17 protein-coding genes are annotated in these 16,370 nt (G+C 52.0%); 11 read left to right on the forward strand and 6 right to left on the reverse strand.

Features of this window, described 5'->3' with window-relative positions:
• Positions 1-134: 134 nt before the first annotated feature.
• Positions 135-1,409 carry an MFS transporter gene (locus HX801_RS03515; RefSeq protein WP_177021589.1) on the reverse strand — a complete coding sequence of 425 codons (1,275 nt, stop codon included), beginning with the start codon at positions 1,407-1,409 and terminating at the stop codon, positions 135-137.
• Between the two features lie 356 nt (positions 1,410-1,765).
• Here HX801_RS03515 and HX801_RS03520 point away from each other — a divergent pair, with 356 nt between their 5' ends.
• The 4 genes from HX801_RS03520 (at position 1,766) to HX801_RS03535 (ending at position 5,213) form a co-directional block, all read left to right on the forward strand.
• Entirely contained in the window at positions 1,766-2,755 is a 990-nt protein-coding gene (locus HX801_RS03520; RefSeq protein ID WP_025110499.1) for a GlxA family transcriptional regulator, read from the forward strand.
• A 264-nt stretch (positions 2,756-3,019) separates the two neighbouring features.
• Positions 3,020-3,760: an SDR family oxidoreductase gene (locus HX801_RS03525; protein ID WP_016973809.1), complete on the forward strand. Its 741-nt coding sequence runs from the start codon at positions 3,020-3,022 to the stop codon at positions 3,758-3,760.
• 366 nt (positions 3,761-4,126) lie between these two features.
• The gene (locus tag HX801_RS03530; protein WP_177021590.1) at positions 4,127-4,732 is read left to right on the forward strand and encodes an SCO family protein; all 606 of its coding nucleotides are present in this window, start codon (positions 4,127-4,129) and stop codon (positions 4,730-4,732) included.
• A 25-nt stretch (positions 4,733-4,757) separates the two neighbouring features.
• Positions 4,758-5,213, forward strand: coding sequence for a copper chaperone PCu(A)C (locus tag HX801_RS03535; protein ID WP_177021618.1), 456 nt, complete (start codon positions 4,758-4,760; stop codon positions 5,211-5,213).
• A 337-nt stretch (positions 5,214-5,550) separates the two neighbouring features.
• Here the strand turns inward: HX801_RS03535 and HX801_RS03540 are convergent, their stop codons facing one another.
• Complete coding sequence (locus HX801_RS03540) at positions 5,551-5,937, reverse strand: nuclear transport factor 2 family protein (RefSeq protein ID WP_025110502.1); 387 nt, start codon at positions 5,935-5,937, stop codon at positions 5,551-5,553.
• A 308-nt stretch (positions 5,938-6,245) separates the two neighbouring features.
• The gene (locus HX801_RS03545) at positions 6,246-6,977 is read right to left on the reverse strand and encodes a DJ-1/PfpI family protein (RefSeq protein ID WP_177021591.1); all 732 of its coding nucleotides are present in this window, start codon (positions 6,975-6,977) and stop codon (positions 6,246-6,248) included.
• A 54-nt stretch (positions 6,978-7,031) separates the two neighbouring features.
• On the opposite strand from HX801_RS03545, the gene HX801_RS03550 reads away from it, so the two are divergent.
• From HX801_RS03550 to radC, 6 genes are all read left to right on the forward strand, one after another.
• Entirely contained in the window at positions 7,032-8,045 is a 1,014-nt protein-coding gene (locus HX801_RS03550; protein WP_371316553.1) for a GlxA family transcriptional regulator, read from the forward strand.
• A gap of 557 nt (positions 8,046-8,602) precedes the next feature.
• Entirely contained in the window at positions 8,603-8,932 is a 330-nt protein-coding gene (locus tag HX801_RS31930) for a hypothetical protein (RefSeq protein WP_026174920.1), read from the forward strand.
• Positions 8,933-8,998: 66 nt separating this feature from the next.
• The gene (locus HX801_RS03555) at positions 8,999-9,967 is read left to right on the forward strand and encodes a DUF932 domain-containing protein (protein ID WP_177021592.1); all 969 of its coding nucleotides are present in this window, start codon (positions 8,999-9,001) and stop codon (positions 9,965-9,967) included.
• Between the two features lie 113 nt (positions 9,968-10,080).
• Positions 10,081-11,085 (forward strand): YqaJ viral recombinase family protein, encoded by a 1,005-nt coding sequence (locus HX801_RS03560; protein WP_177021620.1) that lies wholly within the window; start codon positions 10,081-10,083, stop codon positions 11,083-11,085.
• A gap of 106 nt (positions 11,086-11,191) precedes the next feature.
• Positions 11,192-12,112: a hydrolase or metal-binding protein gene (locus tag HX801_RS03565; protein WP_177021593.1), complete on the forward strand. Its 921-nt coding sequence runs from the start codon at positions 11,192-11,194 to the stop codon at positions 12,110-12,112.
• A 46-nt stretch (positions 12,113-12,158) separates the two neighbouring features.
• Positions 12,159-12,656 (forward strand): DNA repair protein RadC, encoded by a 498-nt coding sequence (gene radC, locus HX801_RS03570; protein WP_177021594.1) that lies wholly within the window; start codon positions 12,159-12,161, stop codon positions 12,654-12,656.
• Positions 12,657-12,755: 99 nt separating this feature from the next.
• Here the strand turns inward: radC and HX801_RS03575 are convergent, their stop codons facing one another.
• Together HX801_RS03575 and HX801_RS03580 are read right to left on the reverse strand one after the other, a co-directional pair.
• Positions 12,756-13,412: an inovirus Gp2 family protein gene (locus tag HX801_RS03575; protein WP_026174925.1), complete on the reverse strand. Its 657-nt coding sequence runs from the start codon at positions 13,410-13,412 to the stop codon at positions 12,756-12,758.
• A gap of 358 nt (positions 13,413-13,770) precedes the next feature.
• Positions 13,771-13,971: an AlpA family transcriptional regulator gene (locus HX801_RS03580; RefSeq protein ID WP_017277926.1), complete on the reverse strand. Its 201-nt coding sequence runs from the start codon at positions 13,969-13,971 to the stop codon at positions 13,771-13,773.
• 415 nt (positions 13,972-14,386) lie between these two features.
• Here HX801_RS03580 and HX801_RS03585 point away from each other — a divergent pair, with 415 nt between their 5' ends.
• Complete coding sequence (locus HX801_RS03585; RefSeq protein WP_177021595.1) at positions 14,387-15,235, forward strand: hypothetical protein; 849 nt, start codon at positions 14,387-14,389, stop codon at positions 15,233-15,235.
• A gap of 300 nt (positions 15,236-15,535) precedes the next feature.
• Here HX801_RS03585 and HX801_RS32180 read toward each other — a convergent pair whose 3' ends face one another.
• Positions 15,536-15,712 carry a carbohydrate porin gene (locus HX801_RS32180; protein WP_371316555.1) on the reverse strand — a complete coding sequence of 59 codons (177 nt, stop codon included), beginning with the start codon at positions 15,710-15,712 and terminating at the stop codon, positions 15,536-15,538.
• Positions 15,713-16,370: the final 658 nt, after the last annotated feature.

Consider the following 16,370-nt stretch of genomic DNA (forward strand, 5'->3'; position numbering starts at 1 on the left):
GCTTAGCTGTTGTGTGAATGAAAAGTTCCGATGGCTCATTCACAGCAACATGAGGTGGCGTTTCTTAAAGCGCCAAGCTTTTTGGATCTCCAGCGATACCGTTTTTTAAAACGGTGTGCGGCACGCCCGGATAATTATGTCGCCGATCGGTTTTCGCTGCCCGAGACGTGTTCACTGGTTGCGTTTTTTATTCTGCGTTCGATACATACCCACCACAAGGTAATAACAGCGCATACCGCTAATAGTGGGAAAATCATATCGTTCATACCCTTCCAGCCAAGTGATTGCAATAGAGGGCCGGCGGCCAAAGTTGCAAATGCAGTGAACGTGTATCGAATAAACTCTGCCACTCCCTGCACCCTAGCCTTCTCGGAGGGATGATGCGAAGCAGTCAGTAAGACTGTGCCGCCCACAAACATAAAATTCCATCCCACGCCTAAAAAAAGAAGTGCAATATAGAATGCCGCCAAGCTGTCCGAACAATGTGCAATCAATCCGCAAGCTGCACTAAGTGCAATTCCCAAGAACAAAATCGAAGGCAATCCGAATCGGGAAATCAGACGTCCAGCAAATAGTGACGGCGCGTACATACCTACTAAATGCCATTGAATAATGCTGGCGCCATCATTTATTGAGTGATTGCTGGCGACAGCCGCCAGCGGTGTTGCAGTCATGATGAACATCATCACCACGCCGCCTATCACGTTATTCGCGAGTGCCGCTAATGAAACTGGCTGTCGAAATATTGTAAGTAACTTGCGTGGCGGCTGTTCGTGGCCATGCAGCTCCAATGATTCTGGAAGTGCATCTTCATAGCCTAACCAAAGTAATGCTGCCGAGGCAATGCCGAGCAGGCATACCATCAAATAAGAACCGGCGAATAGGGTAGCGAATAAATTCGTGCTCCAACTCGCTAACAAAGGCCCAAGAATAGCGGCGATCACTCCGCCCGCAAGCACCAACGAGATTGCGCGTGCTTTGCGGTCGTCAGGTTCCGAATCTGTCGCCGCCAAACGGTAATACTGGGCGAACGCTTGAAAGATACCGACGGCCGCTGTCCCGATGCAGAATAGCCAGAAAGAGTTCAGGAAGACCGCCCATACGGAAATCGATCCGCCTATTGCGCAGGTGAAGGCACCTAGCACAAATCCACGCCGTCTTCCGATCTTCTGCATCAGAGTAGAAGCGAAATATGTCGCAATGGCGCCTGCTACGGTGATCAGTGCAAAAGGCAGAGTCGCGAGCGATTTATCAGGGGCAAGCTGATATCCCGTCAAACCGGTCAATGTGAGATCGATCGCGATGGCCGCCGTGAATAATCCTTGGGCTATGGCCAACACAGCCACATTCGAGCGACTTGACGATTTTTCTGGCGCTGGAATGTCTTCCGACGACTTTGATGTACTCATTGCACCCGCCTCCAGCCAAGCAGATTTGAGGTGACAGCCCTTACAGCCATGACGACTCTCCCGTTGAGAAACGGGAGCATTCTCTATGTCACTTATGGCGGGAGAAAGGACTTACTTCCCTCCTTTTTGGCCGTCATGCTGCATTGGCCAGCGGATGTCACAGACAGGAACGCAAATAGCGAAGCGGGACTACGAGGCGAAAAATGAGGATGACGTTTTTTGAGGGTTTTTTGCTCTTTTCGCCATACGACTTTTAGAGGATCATCCGAGGCAAGCAGTACGAAAATCGCCAACAGGAGGCTGGCAGGGAATAGTAATTGTGAACAGGATCAATGATTTTTGGAGAAGGTAATTCCATGCGTGACATCGCTTTCCTGGTCTTTCCCGAGTTTCAGATTCTGGACCTTAGTGGTCCGCTGGCCGCCTTTGAAATCGCTAAAGAGATCGGGGTATCAGATCCCTACTGCTGTTCGGTAGTCTCGTTGTCGGGCGGTCCCGTTATGAGTTCGTCTGGTCTGGAAGTAAGGAGTCAGAAGATCAGATCAAGCCCGTACGATACGTTGATAGTGGTCGGCGGTAAGGCTTTTTCCAAACCCTACGACCTTCCCATGGTGTCGGACCACCTCGCTAATGCGGCCGCGAAAGGCACCAGGCGAGTTGCGAGTGTTTGCACCGGGGCTTTTCTATTGGCTTCGGCGGGCCTATTAGACGGTCGCAGGGCTACTACACACTGGAGGCAGACCGCGCGACTGCAACGCAATTTTCCGAAGGTGCGGGTACAGCCCAATCATATATTTACGAAGGATGGTGGCATCTGGACGTCTGCTGGCATCTCTGCGGGAATCGATCTGGCGCTGGCCATGATTGAGGAAGATCTGGGAAATGCTGTTTCCCATGAGGTCGCCCGCGCCATGGTCGTGTACCACCGTCGGCCAGGAGGGCAGTCACAATTTTCGGCCATGGCCGATATGGAGCCGACGACGGATCGCATGAGGGAGGTGCTTTCCTACATGCGAGAGCATCTAAACGAACAGCTATCAACAGAGCATTTGGCATCAATTGCTTGCCTCAGCTTGCGCCAATTTGGTCGAGCCTTTCTGCTGGAAACGGGGGAAACACCCGCTAAAGCTGTGGAGCGTTTGCGTGTCGAGGTCGCGAGGCTGCGCGTTGAACGTGGGGCGGAACCGATCGAACTGATAGCACACTCGGTTGGCTTCAAGGATCCGGAGCGGATGCGCAGAGCCTTCATCAGAGTTATCGGGCACCCTCCTCAAAGCATCAGACGGCTGGCCGCACATCAGGGTGTTAGCGCTTATGAGGTTACGGTTGAGGCTGAAGTGTCTTAACTGCCCGCTCAGGGTTCATTACGCTCGGCGCAATCCCCTTTGCAACGGCGTATTTGAGCGCTGTACCGAAAGTCTATTCCTCTTAAAGCCGCCTCATCAGTAGATTCTAATTTCGGAAGGGGAAGCAAGTTCGACTAAACCGTATGGCGTAAATCGAGGGGACTAAGTCGTTTTGCAAAGCGCTAGTGACGCTTAAGCTTCAGCTTCTGGGTTTAGTGACCCCGAATGGTCGCGGTAAATCTCAAATCTACTAATGGGACAGTCATGAAAGAACTTTCAGGCAAACGTGCATTCATCACTGGCGCTGCACGAGGTATTGGCGCAGCTATCGCTATCGAGTTGGCAGAAAAAGGAGCTGATATTGCTTTCAGCTATGTTCGCTCTGGGGATGCGGCGGAGGAACTGGCCAGAGAAATTGAGGGATTGGGCGTTAAAGCCTTCCCTATCCAGGCCGATAGTGCGGATCCCCAAGCAGCTACGCGTTCTGTACATGAGGCAGCTAGGCTTTTAGGAGGGTTGGACATACTAGTAAACAATGCGGGCGTCGCTTTTATTTGCCCGCTAGAGACAATGCCGCTGGATCAGATAGACCAGATCATCGCCGTAAACATTAGAGCAGTGATCTTGGCGTCTCAAGCAGCCATTACCTATCTTGGAGAGGGCGGAAGAATCATCAATATCGGTTCCTGTCTGGCGGAGCGTGTGGCCTTTGAATCGGTCACAGTCTATTCCATGTCCAAGTCCTCCCTACTTTCCTTTACACGAGGACTTGCTCGTGAGCTAGGACCGCGTGGCATCACCGTTAATACTGTGCATCCTGGACCTACGGACACTGATATGAACCCAGCCGATGGTGATGGTGCCGATGCGATGAGGGCTCATTCAGCATTAGGCCGATACGGTACTGGGAAGGATGTCGCAGTGGCGGTCGCGTTCATCGCAAGCCCAAGCGCTAAACACATCACCGGCACCGGGTTAAGCGTGGACGGGGGCGTAAACGCGTAGTCCTGATTTATCTACCTACAGACTCTCTGACTAGTTACCCCAGGCACCTTGCTAGTAAGACTGAACGCCATTACGGGGCTAAAGAACTTGGTAGTTCGGGCTGATTTCCAGCAGTCATTCTAGTTGGGTGACTGGGGAACTTAAATCTTCTTTTCGCGAATACCTAGTTAGACGAACCACGTTTTACAGTTGAGGCGCCGTCAAAAGCATTAGAGACAACACCCTCAATTCAATCGCACTAGTGATCAGCTCGACCTGAACCGATGTATTATCCATTGGCAGCACATGATCAATGTATGAAGTAATAATTCAAAGAAGACTTGTTAATCCAATTTGTGGTTTTTTCGTATAAAGAGGCTTGAATCAATGAGCATTTTGTTGACTCGCCGTAAGGTGATTTCAGGCATGGGACTTCTAGGTATCGGCATGCTGGCAGGATGCGATACCCGAGGTGAGCTATCGTACAAATACGGCAAAGACTTAAGCAATAAAATTCTTGGGCGCACATTCCGGCTAAAAGACACCGACGGCGAGGTAAGAACGCTTTCAAGCTATCGAGGCGTGATGCCCATGATTTTTTTTGGATTCACTCAATGTCCGGCAGTCTGCCCCACCGCCTTGGCTCGTGCAGTTAAAATCAAAAAAATGATGGATAAGGGCGGCTACTTTCTTCAGGTTATCTTTATTACGCTCGATCCCGAGCGGGATTCACCAGCCGTCCTAGACGCCTATGTAAAAACTTTTGATCCGTCATTTATCGCTCTTTACGGAACGCTAGAAGAAACAGCGGCTACAGCCAAAGAGTTTGACGTGTTTTACGAGAAAGTACCGATTGGGTCAACATATACACTTACTCATTCATCGACGAGCTATGTGTATGACTACCAAGGAACGCTACGCCTTGGATTTTCTCAAGCACTTTCGGCACAACAATGTGCAGAAGATCTGATTACACTCATGGAGATTTGCTAATGTATCAGGTCCAAATTTTACCAATATAAATCAACACGTTAAACAGATCGTACTTGGGATTTCTCTACTAGGGCTGGCTTTCCAGATTTCAGCCCAAACGCAGGTAGAGGGCGCCTGGGTTCGCGCGACAGTGCCAGGACAACAAGCGACTGGTGCGTTCATGACGATAACTGCAAGCAGCGACAGCAAGCTGCTCAGTGCCCAGTCACCGGTGGCGAAAATCGTGCAAGTTCACCAGTCGACAATCAAGAACGACGTGATGCGCATGCAACCAGTAGAGTTCGTCGCCTTGCCTGCTGGCAAAGCAGTCATCCTGGATCCCCACAGCTATCACATTATGCTTATTGACCTGATGAAACAGGTAAAAGAAGGTGACCAGGTGCTTGTGAATCTTACGGTAGAGAACGCCAAGGGCGAGAAGGAATCGATCAAGGTTGAGGCCACCGCGCGAGCTTTAAATATGGCTGATGACGCAAAATGAATCGATAGTTTCAACGATGAGGCGCCAGTAGAAGAAAGTGGCTGACCGTGACGAGCGTTTAAACTGGGCGACGCCGCCAGCCACGTCGTCGGATTCGCTGGCCGCGTTTATCGAGTAGATTCGGCATGAAGCTAAGGCAAAGATTTTTTTGCCTTAGCTACCTTCGTGCGTCTAACACAAAAAAATTGTTGGCTAATCTCAGGTGACCTCGCGTGCGACCCTTGTCTGGTTGCGATGCACCTCAGGTTAGCGCGCTCAAGCCTTTTAGCATCGGCTTAGAGGAAGAGGATCTTGCATCTGACGGGCTAAATTTAGCCGATGCGGCTCCGTCGCTTGCTTAGGCGTATCGTTGGAATATCTTCGAGATTATTTTCCACTGACCGTCGATCTTGAGCAGCGAAAGAAAGTCGTGGAAGCTCGCGCCCAAAACGTCATTCTCCATGTCCACTCGGACAACTGCAGCTGTGGGTGCGATAGCCAAGATGTCCAGGCGACTGCGGGTGTTCGGTGAAGCGCCCAGTGCTTTGAAGAAACTCGCAAATACCGGAACAGCTGGACCTTGAAGCAGCTCATCGCCGGTGTAGCCCCACATTATCGCGTCTTCGTGGAAGGCTTTCTCAATTCCAGCGATGTCCCCAGAGCGATAACCGTCAATATAAGCTTGAGCTGCCTGAATTACATCGTCGTACTCAGTCGTGGCGACTGGTTTTATATGCGAAGTCATGTTGAATCCTCGAGAGCTATTTAGTGAAATGTGCAAGTTTTAGAGCCGCTCAGCACCACGTACTGCGATCACCACAATGGTTATTAAAACGAGTGCTCGCTCCCTGACGTAGGATCGATGCATTCAGATCTAGCTGCGCGAGCCCCCAATTTTCAGGTACTCCCACGGCAAGTCCCCTGCGTGTAGGAGTGCAGGGGCTTTTTGTTTGGCGATGACTACAGCTCAGGACCTGCCCCTAGAGCGACCCCGCGGCATGGCGCAGAAATGACTGACCAAGGTCCGCCGAGAACAACGTTACAGAGCAACGATCACGCGGGAGCTAGTTTTGATAACTGCGCTCGACGCTTCATATGCTCATTCGCGACTCTCACAGCCTCGTCAGTTCGCCCCCACAGACCCTCTATCTGTGCGACGATCTCCGGCCGCGCGGTACGTGGATTCCCCGAGTTCATTGTCGGCTGCGGGTCGTACTCGAGCACGAGCTGCGTAAACTCTGCCGCATCCTGGCCTTTAAGCTCGGCGATGACCTTCAGCGCAAAGTCGATACCTGCCGTTACACCGCCACCTGTGATTCGGTTCCTGTCGACGCATACCCGTTCGTAGCTCGGTTCGATACCCAGTGCTATGAGGGGTTCGTAGAAAGGCCAGTAGGTTGCTGCACGGTAGCCCTCCAATAGTCCCGCCATAGCAAGAAGTACAGAGCCTGTGCATACGGCGGTTACATAGGTGGCAGTCTGTCCTGCGCGAGCAATAAAATCGAGCAACTCCCGGTCCTTCATGATTTCAGGGGTTCCTCCGCCACCTGCGACAAACAGCACGTCTAGGTTATCTGGAACGTCATCAATCGTGATCGTAGGGTTCATGGTGACGCCCATGTCCGTGGGAACGGGATCCATGGTCTTCCAGATTATGTGAGTTTTGGCATGAAGGCCGAACGCCGTCTGTGGGCCAGCCAAGTCCTGCAGAGTGAAACCAGGAAAAATTACCATGCCAATCTGCAGTTGTCGGTCTTGAATCTTATTGCTCAGCTCATCAGACATTGCCGTCTCCTCTCGTCGTAGTTGACTAAAGAGTATTCCTGCTAGACGCTACACGTGAGTGGCTTAAATGACATCAAGCGATCGTTTTCTGCCAGTTATTTGATTTTGAGAGCGGGGGTCAACGCCGTGCATAAGATTGCGGTTTTGGTATTGAATGACGTGGTGCCGTTGGACTTTGGTATCGCCTATCAGGTTTTCGCCTTGGCTTCTCAGGTCGATGACAAGAACGCATACGAGGTGGAGGTGTGCGCACCCGAGCGGACAATTCGGACCGCTAGCTTTGATATGCAGGTGCGGTACGGCCTCGACCGTCTTGAGCTGGCCCACACTATTGTCATTCCAGGGTGCGAAGACCCGTTTGGAGAGGTTCCAGAGACGGTAAGAATCGCTCTTCGCGAGGCATATGCTCGTGGTGCACGATTGGCTTCAATCTGCACTGGGGCTTTTATCCTTGCCGCGAGCGGTCTTCTTGACGGCAAACGCGCGACTACGCATTGGCGTTTCGCCGAGGACTTGGCCAGGCTTCACCCAGAGATACAAGTAGAACCTAATGTTCTGTTCGTCGATGAAGGAAGCATCGTGACTTCGGCCGGCGCGTCAGCAGGATTAGATATGTGTTTGCATCTCGTGCGACGTGATTACGGCCAGTCTGTTGCGGCAAACACTGCCCGTCTGGCGGTCGCGCCACTGTACCGTGATGGTGGTCAGGCCCAGTTTATTCGTCAGGAGCTTCCAGGCTCTCCAACGAGCCTAATGCCCTTGATCGAATGGATGCGAGACAATTTGAACAGTTCGCATACGGTCGATAGTCTTGCGGCTCGTGCCAACATGAGCTCTCGCACCTTTGCTCGGCGATTTCAAGAACAGACCGGTACTACAGCTTTACAGTGGCTTCTCACCGCTCGTATTGATCGAGCGCGTGCATTGCTTGAGGAGAGCGATACATCGATTGATCAAACGGCACTTCTTTCCGGATTCGGGTCTGCGGTGACCTTCCGGTCGCGGTTCCGAAGGGTCGTTGGCCTGACACCGACGGAGTACCGTCGACGTTTCAGCTCAGTAAACTAATATCCAAATACCCGCAGACCATGGGTTTGGATTTTCAGGACGACCGACACGCTCACATTGATGCGTCAATCGCCAATCCCGCTGGCGATCAATGATAGTACCTCGCTCGGCGCATTTTTCGGGGCACAACAAATTCGGGATGGGAGCGCTGTAGTTTCACTACGGCGAATCAAGAACTTCCCATGGACAAATGCTAGAAAATCATTCCCTTATGCCAGCACCTTAGCCTGAGTCTTTACTGTCGTAACGGTGGGCGCTATCAATGGATTTCTGGTCCGAGAGACCCGATAGTCGGTCAGTTGTAGGGCGGGTTTGCCTCATACTCCCTCCGGCTCGAGTGTCGCACTGTTCAACTGCTGATCTTGCCAGGCCGCGCAGGTCAGCCCAGTGCCTTTCCACCGTCCATTCTGTATGACCATTGGCTGTGCGCCCGTGGATAATCAAAAATATTTCAGACCTATATCACCTCTATGAACGCCCACCTGTATCGACTGCAGTTGGGATTTTGGCGTGCCTGCACTTCGCTTAGCACGCTCATCATTTGAGAGGATCTGCGTATGTATAGCCCTTGCCCATGTTGTAACTCTGGACGCATCGTCACGAAAAATATTGGGAAACAAGCAGGCGGTTTGATCGGTGCCGCAGGCGGCGCCGCCAGTGGTACAGCTGGCGCTCTGTCCGGTGCCGAAGCTGGAGCTGTTTTAGGTGTCGCCGGAGGCCCAATAGGCATCGCAATCGGGAGCGTCGCTGGGGCGATTTTAGGGGGGTTGTTTGGAGGGGTCGCTGGCGGTATCGCCGGGGCCACGCTCGGTGAACAGATCGATGACAAGGTACTGAATAACTATCAATGCCTAGAGTGCGGTTACAGCTTCAGCGCTAATCGCTAACTCATCGAGTCAGCCCCTGTTTCTCATGCAAACAGGGGCTCCCCTTTTGTCAAAGGACCTATTCCCATGGCTAATCTCATTGAACAAATGGCTTATGTTGGCGCAACTCCCTGGCACGGTCTGGGTAGTCGCCTTTCTCCAAAACAACCCATCGAAATCTGGCAGCGCGAAGCGGGTATGGACTGGAAGATCCAGGACAGCCCGGTGCATTTCAAATCCGAGAGCATCGGTGCACTTGGCTCAATTCACACCTTCCCTGACCAGAAGGTTCTGTACCGCTCCGATACTAAGGCCCCGTTGTCCGTGGTTTCTCAGCGCTACCAGGTCGTGCAGCCGCGCGAGGTCTTGGAGTTCTATCGGGACCTCACTGAAGTATCGGGCTACGAACTGGAAACGGCCGGCGTACTCAAAGGCGGTCGCAAGTTTTGGGCGCTGGCCCGCACTGGCCAAGGTACGACCTTGAAAGGCAACGATCAGGTCAATGGTTATCTCCTGCTGGCCACCTCCTGTGACGGCACCTTGGCTACCACGGCCACACCTACAACTGTGCGGGTAGTTTGCAATAACACGTTGACTATTGCGCTGGACGGTTCGGCCAAAGCGATCAAGGTGCCGCACAGCACGCGCTTCGATCCACAGGCGGTTAAAAAGCAACTCGGTATCGCTGTCTCGCAATGGGACAACTTCATGCACCGGATGCGAATGCTGTCTGAACGCAAAGTTCAGTGGCATGAAGCCATGGGATTCTTCATGAACGTGCTGTGTGATACCAATCCGAACATGCCACTACCGGCAGTACTTCCCAACGAGCGGGCGCTACGCAAGGTGCAATGCCTGTATGAAGGTCAGGGCCGCGGGTCAACCCTGGAGTCAGCTCAAGGAACTGCCTGGGGCCTGCTCAACGCCGTGACGGAGTACGTCGACCACGAACGCCGTGCGAGAAGCATCGAGTACCGCATGGATTCTGCCTGGTTCGGGCAAGGAGCACAGCTCAAGCAACGGGCGCTGGAGGCGGCGCTACAACTTACGGCTTAGGCTTGGTTTTCGCTGTCTTCATCAACATCACCCCAATCATCGTTCTTCCACTCCCTAAACGCCTGATCAGCCTCGTGCTGGTTGGGCGTTTTTTATGCCTCAAGGAAATGATTATGAGCACTCAATCCCTACAACATCTCAGAACTAAACCCCGTCCTGCCTTACGCTTGGTCGGCACCAAACAACTGCCGCGTGAGGACTGGTTGACTGTGCGCAAGCAAGGCATCGGCAGTTCGGATGCCGCCGCCGCTGTGGGCCTGAACCCTTATAAATCACAGCTGGAACTGTGGATGGAAAAAACCGGACGTGACACCTTACTGCCCATGCTCGATCCGCAGGATGAGGAAACCCCCGCGTACTGGGGCAACATCCTGGAGCCGATTGTCGCATCCCATTACACCCGGCGCAGCGGTCATCGGGTCCGCCGGGTCAATGCGGTTCTGCAGCATCCTGATCCCAAACTGGCCTGGATGCTGGCCAATATCGACCGTGAGGTTATCGGTGCGTCAGAAGTGCAGATTCTCGAATGCAAAACCGCCGGCATAAACGGCGCACGTCTCTGGAAAGAAGGCGTGCCCGAGTATGTGCAGTTGCAGGTCATTCACCAGTTGGCCGTGACTGGCAAGCAGGCTGCGGATGTGGCGGTACTGCTCGGAGGTCAGCACCTGGAAATTCATCGCATTGAACGCGATGAGTCACTGATAGCTCGGTTGATTGACCTGGAACGGCTCTTCTGGGATTACGTCGTCAGTGACACCCCACCGCCGGCAGACGGTTCGGCCTCAGCGGAGCAAGCTTTGCGCTGTCTGTATCCGCAAGACAATGGACAAACCCTAGACTTTAGCCAGGACACACTGCTCTGCACGGCCTTTACCGAGCTGCAGAACGTGCGCAAGTCGATTGCTCTACAGGAGGCGCTGGAAGCTCAACTTAAGCAAACGCTGCAACAGGCCATAGGCGATGCCAGTCGGGCGACCTTCGCAACCGGCAGCATCACGTGGAAGAAAGCCAAAGACAGCGCGGCCCTGGACATCCCCCGCCTGCTAAAAGAAAAGCCTCATCTGCAAGTTCGCTACTCGACCACCAAAGCCGGCAGTCGACGTTTTCTGCTGGCGTGAACGTTCGTTCGCTCCTCACCTATTTCCCTGCCTTTTCTCTCCAACGCCACCCTGGTCGCTCTTGCGGTCTCGGTGGCTTTTTTATTTCAGTTACAGGAGAACTCCCATGCTCAAAGGTTTAGCCATCACTCCACCTATTTTGGGCCGAATATCCATCGGCAAGGTCGTCGAAAAGAACGGCAAGCGTCTGCCGGAAAAGGACGATCAATTCACTCTCACCTCCCAAGTGCAGAGCCGTGACGGCTGGGTGCTGCACCCCCTTAACGAAGAACTGCGCAATGGCCAGGACGGCAAACTGCGCAGCATTCCGATCCGGCTGCTGTTCAACGAGCCGGACCTCAACTTTCGGGCTGACTACAGCCTGTTCGACCGTAACACCGGCCGGCCGCTGTGCGTCGGCAATGGTGAGACCTGCAAGCGCCGGACCAAGGATGGCATCCAGTCAATGCCCTGCCCTTCACCGGATGGCTGTTCACTGGCTCAAGGCAATGCCTGCAAACCCTTCGGCCGGCTCAACGTGGTGATTGGCGATGACGATCCACTGGGCAGTTTTGTCTTTCGCACCACAGGCTACAACAGCATCCGCACCCTGGCAGCGCGACTGCATTATCTGCAAGCCATCTCCGGTGATCGACTGGCCTGTCTGCCGCTGGAGTTGCGTCTTCGCGGTAAGTCCACCCGCCAAAGCCACGGCGCAGCGATTTTCTACGTAGACATCACGGTACGCAGTGGCCTGGGCATGGACGATGCCTTACTTGCAGCCAAGCAATTGGAGGAGACACGTCAAGCCGCAGGCTTTGACCAGAGCGCCTTGGATCAAGCGGCTCGGCAGGGTTTTAACAATGGGGCCTTTGAGGACACCGTGGAGGACTCCGGTGCCATCGTCGAGGAGCTCTTCCCTGTCATTGAAGATCAGCCCAGGCGTATAGAGATCAAAACCCAACCGGCAGCGCCTGACAAACCATCACTCGCCCAAAAGCTGGAGTCGCGAGCCTCGCAGCACAAAGGCAGGCCTTCGGCTCAGTAGCTACCAACTCTTCTGCGCTCGCCCCTATTCGCTCAGGAATACCTGTATGAAATATCACAAGCTGATAGCCGGTGAAACAACCGGTACCTATATCATGGAATCCCCAGTTACCGAGGCTGACATCCTGCAAATGGCGCGACAACTGGCCATGAGTCGTCTGTCTAAAGGCCGAGCATTGACTGAACCAAAGCTGGTTTTTAGCCACCTACAAACACTGCTGCAGTACCACGAGCATGAAGTCTTTGCACTACTACTACTCGACAACAAACACCGAGTGATTGCCTTCAAGGAGCTATTCAGAGGCACGCTGGATGGCGCCAGCGTCTACCCGCGAGAAGTGGTCAAGATTGCGTTGGAGCACAATGCGGCAGCGGTGATTTTGGTACATAACCATCCATCCGGCGACCCTGAACCCAGCCAAGCTGATCGCACGCTAACCCAGGCGCTCAAGAACGCCCTAAGCATGATTGGCACCCAGACGTTGGATCACATTGTTGTAGGTCATGAAGGCTGCGTATCGCTGGCTGAACGAGGGTACCTTTAACTCCAATGTACACACCGTCCGATGGACCGCCTTTGGCATTGCCAGGGTGGTCGTCGGCACGGTGTCCTTCTATTTTTTTGTCGTGATTCAGCGTTGTGCTCAGGTTCTGCTGCACCCGAAACCATGGGAACCATCCCCAAAAACCTTCGTGCTCGACTTACACAGGTAGCTCGCACGATGGAAGAAGGCTGCCTGTCCGGCTATCTCGTCGCGATACAAGTGATAGTAAGGATTTTGTGGAATCTCGACCAATCCCCTGACAGCCTCTACTGATAACCCTAAAGCGCTTGCCCACGCTGCTTCCAAGCGATTAAACATGTTGTCTCTGCCTGATTGGAGCTTACCCAGCGCATTGAAGGCATCGTAGTTCAGCAAGATCGCAAAGTGATGATGTGGCCGCCCGTGCTGCCCTTGCTCCCTGGCCCAGACGTAACGAACCCTGGTGTCGTGTGCGTACTTATTCACAAGTTTCGCCATTTGGCGATTGTGTTTGATCTTAGCTTTAAAGGATTCGATGAAGCGGTCAACAACTTCGTTCGTGAAAGCGTAATTGGGTAGTTGAATGTTAGCTGGCAGCCGCAGATCAAACCTGAGTGCAAATACACGAGGGTATTGATTAAGCGCTCGAGACACTGTCTGATGAAGACGACTTAGGTACTCTTGAATGAAAGGCCCCTTATCCACTTGTACGGTCAAGCCTTGATAGGAGCCTTCGTAATGAAGGGTTAAATTCGTATTGCCTGAGTGTCTAGCCATGATGGAGCTCCGAGTATTGAGTTTCATATAGTCAGACTCCCTAGTACATTTTTACCTTACAACCAGGAATGCAGAGCATAATACCACTCTGCTTAAATGGCCTACCGCTTCTCCGATACTCCCCTATACCTAACCAGCAAAGACAGACCAAACTCGCAATAGAGATACTGTATAAGCATAGTACCAATACCGAAGCAATCAGGCGGCAGCACGCTAAACAAACCGCCCACAAACCTTGCTAAAATACAACTTCATACAGGTTAAAGCCGCTCCGGAAAATCACCACCAAGGAACATATCCCTAGTGGTGTTAATTGAACCCACCCAATCAAACTTCCAAAGCCAGCCACAGCAAAATCTCAGGTACTCTTGCTCACAACTTTATCCCGTTCTTTAACTTTATCCAGTATCCATTCGTGTACTTCACTTTCCAGCCAACCTACGCAACGGTCACCCAATGAAATAGGCTTAGGAAATGAGTCTCCCGAAATAAACTTGTAGATAGTGGATCTAGCAAGACCAGTGAGATCCACGACCTCTTTCAATCGAATTATCCTCATGAACGCATCTCCTGTATTCGTCCAGAGGATTGGCAAGGTCAGTAAAACTTTACTGAAGGCCACGAAACTCCTGACTAGCGACGAGTCAATGAACCACTCAGAGGCTAGAGAGCGTGCATGGTAAGAAGCCACCCTTCCTTGCCATGGGCGGCGGCGTTGACGGATTTTGAAGACCTTTCGGCAGCCGCCCCTTGTTGACCTCAAGGCGGTTCAGGCCCAGCAGCACTTCAGCGGCTTGTTCACGGGTGCTCAGCTGGGCAACTCCATGGTGCTGATGTCTTAAACACCGCATAATTTCGGCCACATCATCAAAAAATATCTACTATAAATATTCTATCTAAACACTATAAAACTCATGCAAAATCTCTATGTTTGTGCTATAACGCTACTGAATTTTTTCTAGAAGACTTATAAAATGGCCATCAGAATCAATGATAATCTTTCTCAGCTCTGGGGAGACAATTTAGTCAATGACCGCAGGGATATTTGGCTATGGAAACGCCTCCAAGAATACGGGCTCAATATTGGCCCCCTCGACAGAGCGCCGCGAGAGATGCGCAACATCATCGCAGAGTGCTTGAGTTTAAACCCACACATCGCTGAGACATTGAAACAACAGGAAGCGGCGAAATTACTTCATCAGGATCACTTCAAGTGGATACATGAGGGCAAACGCCAAATCTCATGGGTGAGTAATCGACTACTTACCGCTTCAGGACTTATTCCATTCATGATCCCAACAAACCTACATGGAATGGACAGACTGTATTACATTGCAGACTGCTGGGAAGCCGACATCACCTACAAGCGTATTGAACTGAAGAACATAGAGGAACTGTGGAGATCACAAAAAAACGCTGACAAACCTTTCAGATGGTTTAAAGACGACAACCAAAAAATCTTACTCGCGTGGGAATGGCTTACAAAGAACACTCAACTTACTCTTTCATGCCCCCCATTTGAAGACTATGAAGACCTTTTAATATATTTTGACGAAAGCTTTATCATCAACGAACAAAGAGAGCTCTACCTCACTAAAATTAAAGCACGATGGAGCCAGCAAAAATACAGAAGCAATCTATCAGGAAAGTCTCAGTACAACTTTATACTTTCCGACAAGGCTATACGCAGTTTAGACAAAATATGCGAACAACATGAAATCAGTCGTGCACGAGCAATAGAAATCCTCATAGTGCAAGAAGAGATAAACGCTACGTACATTGCTGAAAAACTGAAAAACTCCAAGCTGCTCAATCAAGATTAGTGGACTTTGCAGAAATAGATACCTGATAGATCTCCGGTCAAGAACCGACCTCACTCTCGGATTATTTTCCGCCCCGGCAGGAGCTAGATCAAGAGAGCGATACAATGGCTGCTCTCTATTTACCTGCTCTACGTCGTGCCAAGCCACGCTGTGACGCAGCTGTTATGCAGAGCATATTGCACGTCCTGGGTCCGTCCTCCCCGGCTGAACTACTATGGGCTCTCATAACTCACGCAGGCAAAGAAACTGGGCCCAGCGCCAAACCTGGCACATCTTGCACTACAACGTGGTTTCAAACTTCTAACTGGCAATCCAGGCATTGTCGACATCGTTGACGCCGCCAGGACTCACCACGTATTGAATGTTTGGCCGCGCAGTCAGCCACTTGCTGACCAAGAAGCCGTAGTAAAGCTCCACTTTGGATGTAGAACATCCCGGACTGGATGTAGCGATCGATCTTGTTGGTGGCCTTGTCATGCACAGTGGCGTCGCTGAACAAGGCAGCGCCCGGGCCGGGTTGGTCGCTTCCTTGTAGACCTGATGCTGCACCACCCACTAGGCGCCGTGTTTGTTGTTGTGGGATTTAAAGCCTGTATCGCTCAGCGGCTCCTGTGCCACGTCCGCAGCAAGATAGGCATCATCAGCCTTGGTGGTACTGTAGTAGCCGCCGACGCCGTATTCGCCGGGCGTTGGAGCAGGAAGTGATAGAGACCGCCCATTTGCTGTACTCGAAGGCAATATGGCATGTGCTGACTCGCCAGAGCGAGTGATTGAAGGAATGCGCAATCGCCAGCAATGGCTATCAGAAGCCGTTGACTCCGCTCAAAAGTGAGATCCGACGAACAGCTGTGGAATTGAGCATTGATCGACGTAAAGGTAGGAATTTAAGAAGGTTCGCGAATGGTATTCCAAAAGGTATTCCAATAAAAAATTTAACCGAAAATAATCTATAATAATCAACACGTTATAGAATCAATTCAGATTACCCCGGCCCAAATACGAAGCACCACCAAAACCCGCCTCGTGCGGGTTTTGCTGTTCTGGGCTCCTGAAAACACACCGCCGATTGAACCTTCGGATTTTTCCCGCAAGACATCGCGCCCATGGTGAACTGGTGCTCATCAATCGACACGAC

It is taken from the genome of Pseudomonas sp. G1002 (assembly GCF_013385455.1).
In the GTDB taxonomy this organism is placed as follows: Bacteria; Pseudomonadota; Gammaproteobacteria; order Pseudomonadales; family Pseudomonadaceae; genus Aquipseudomonas.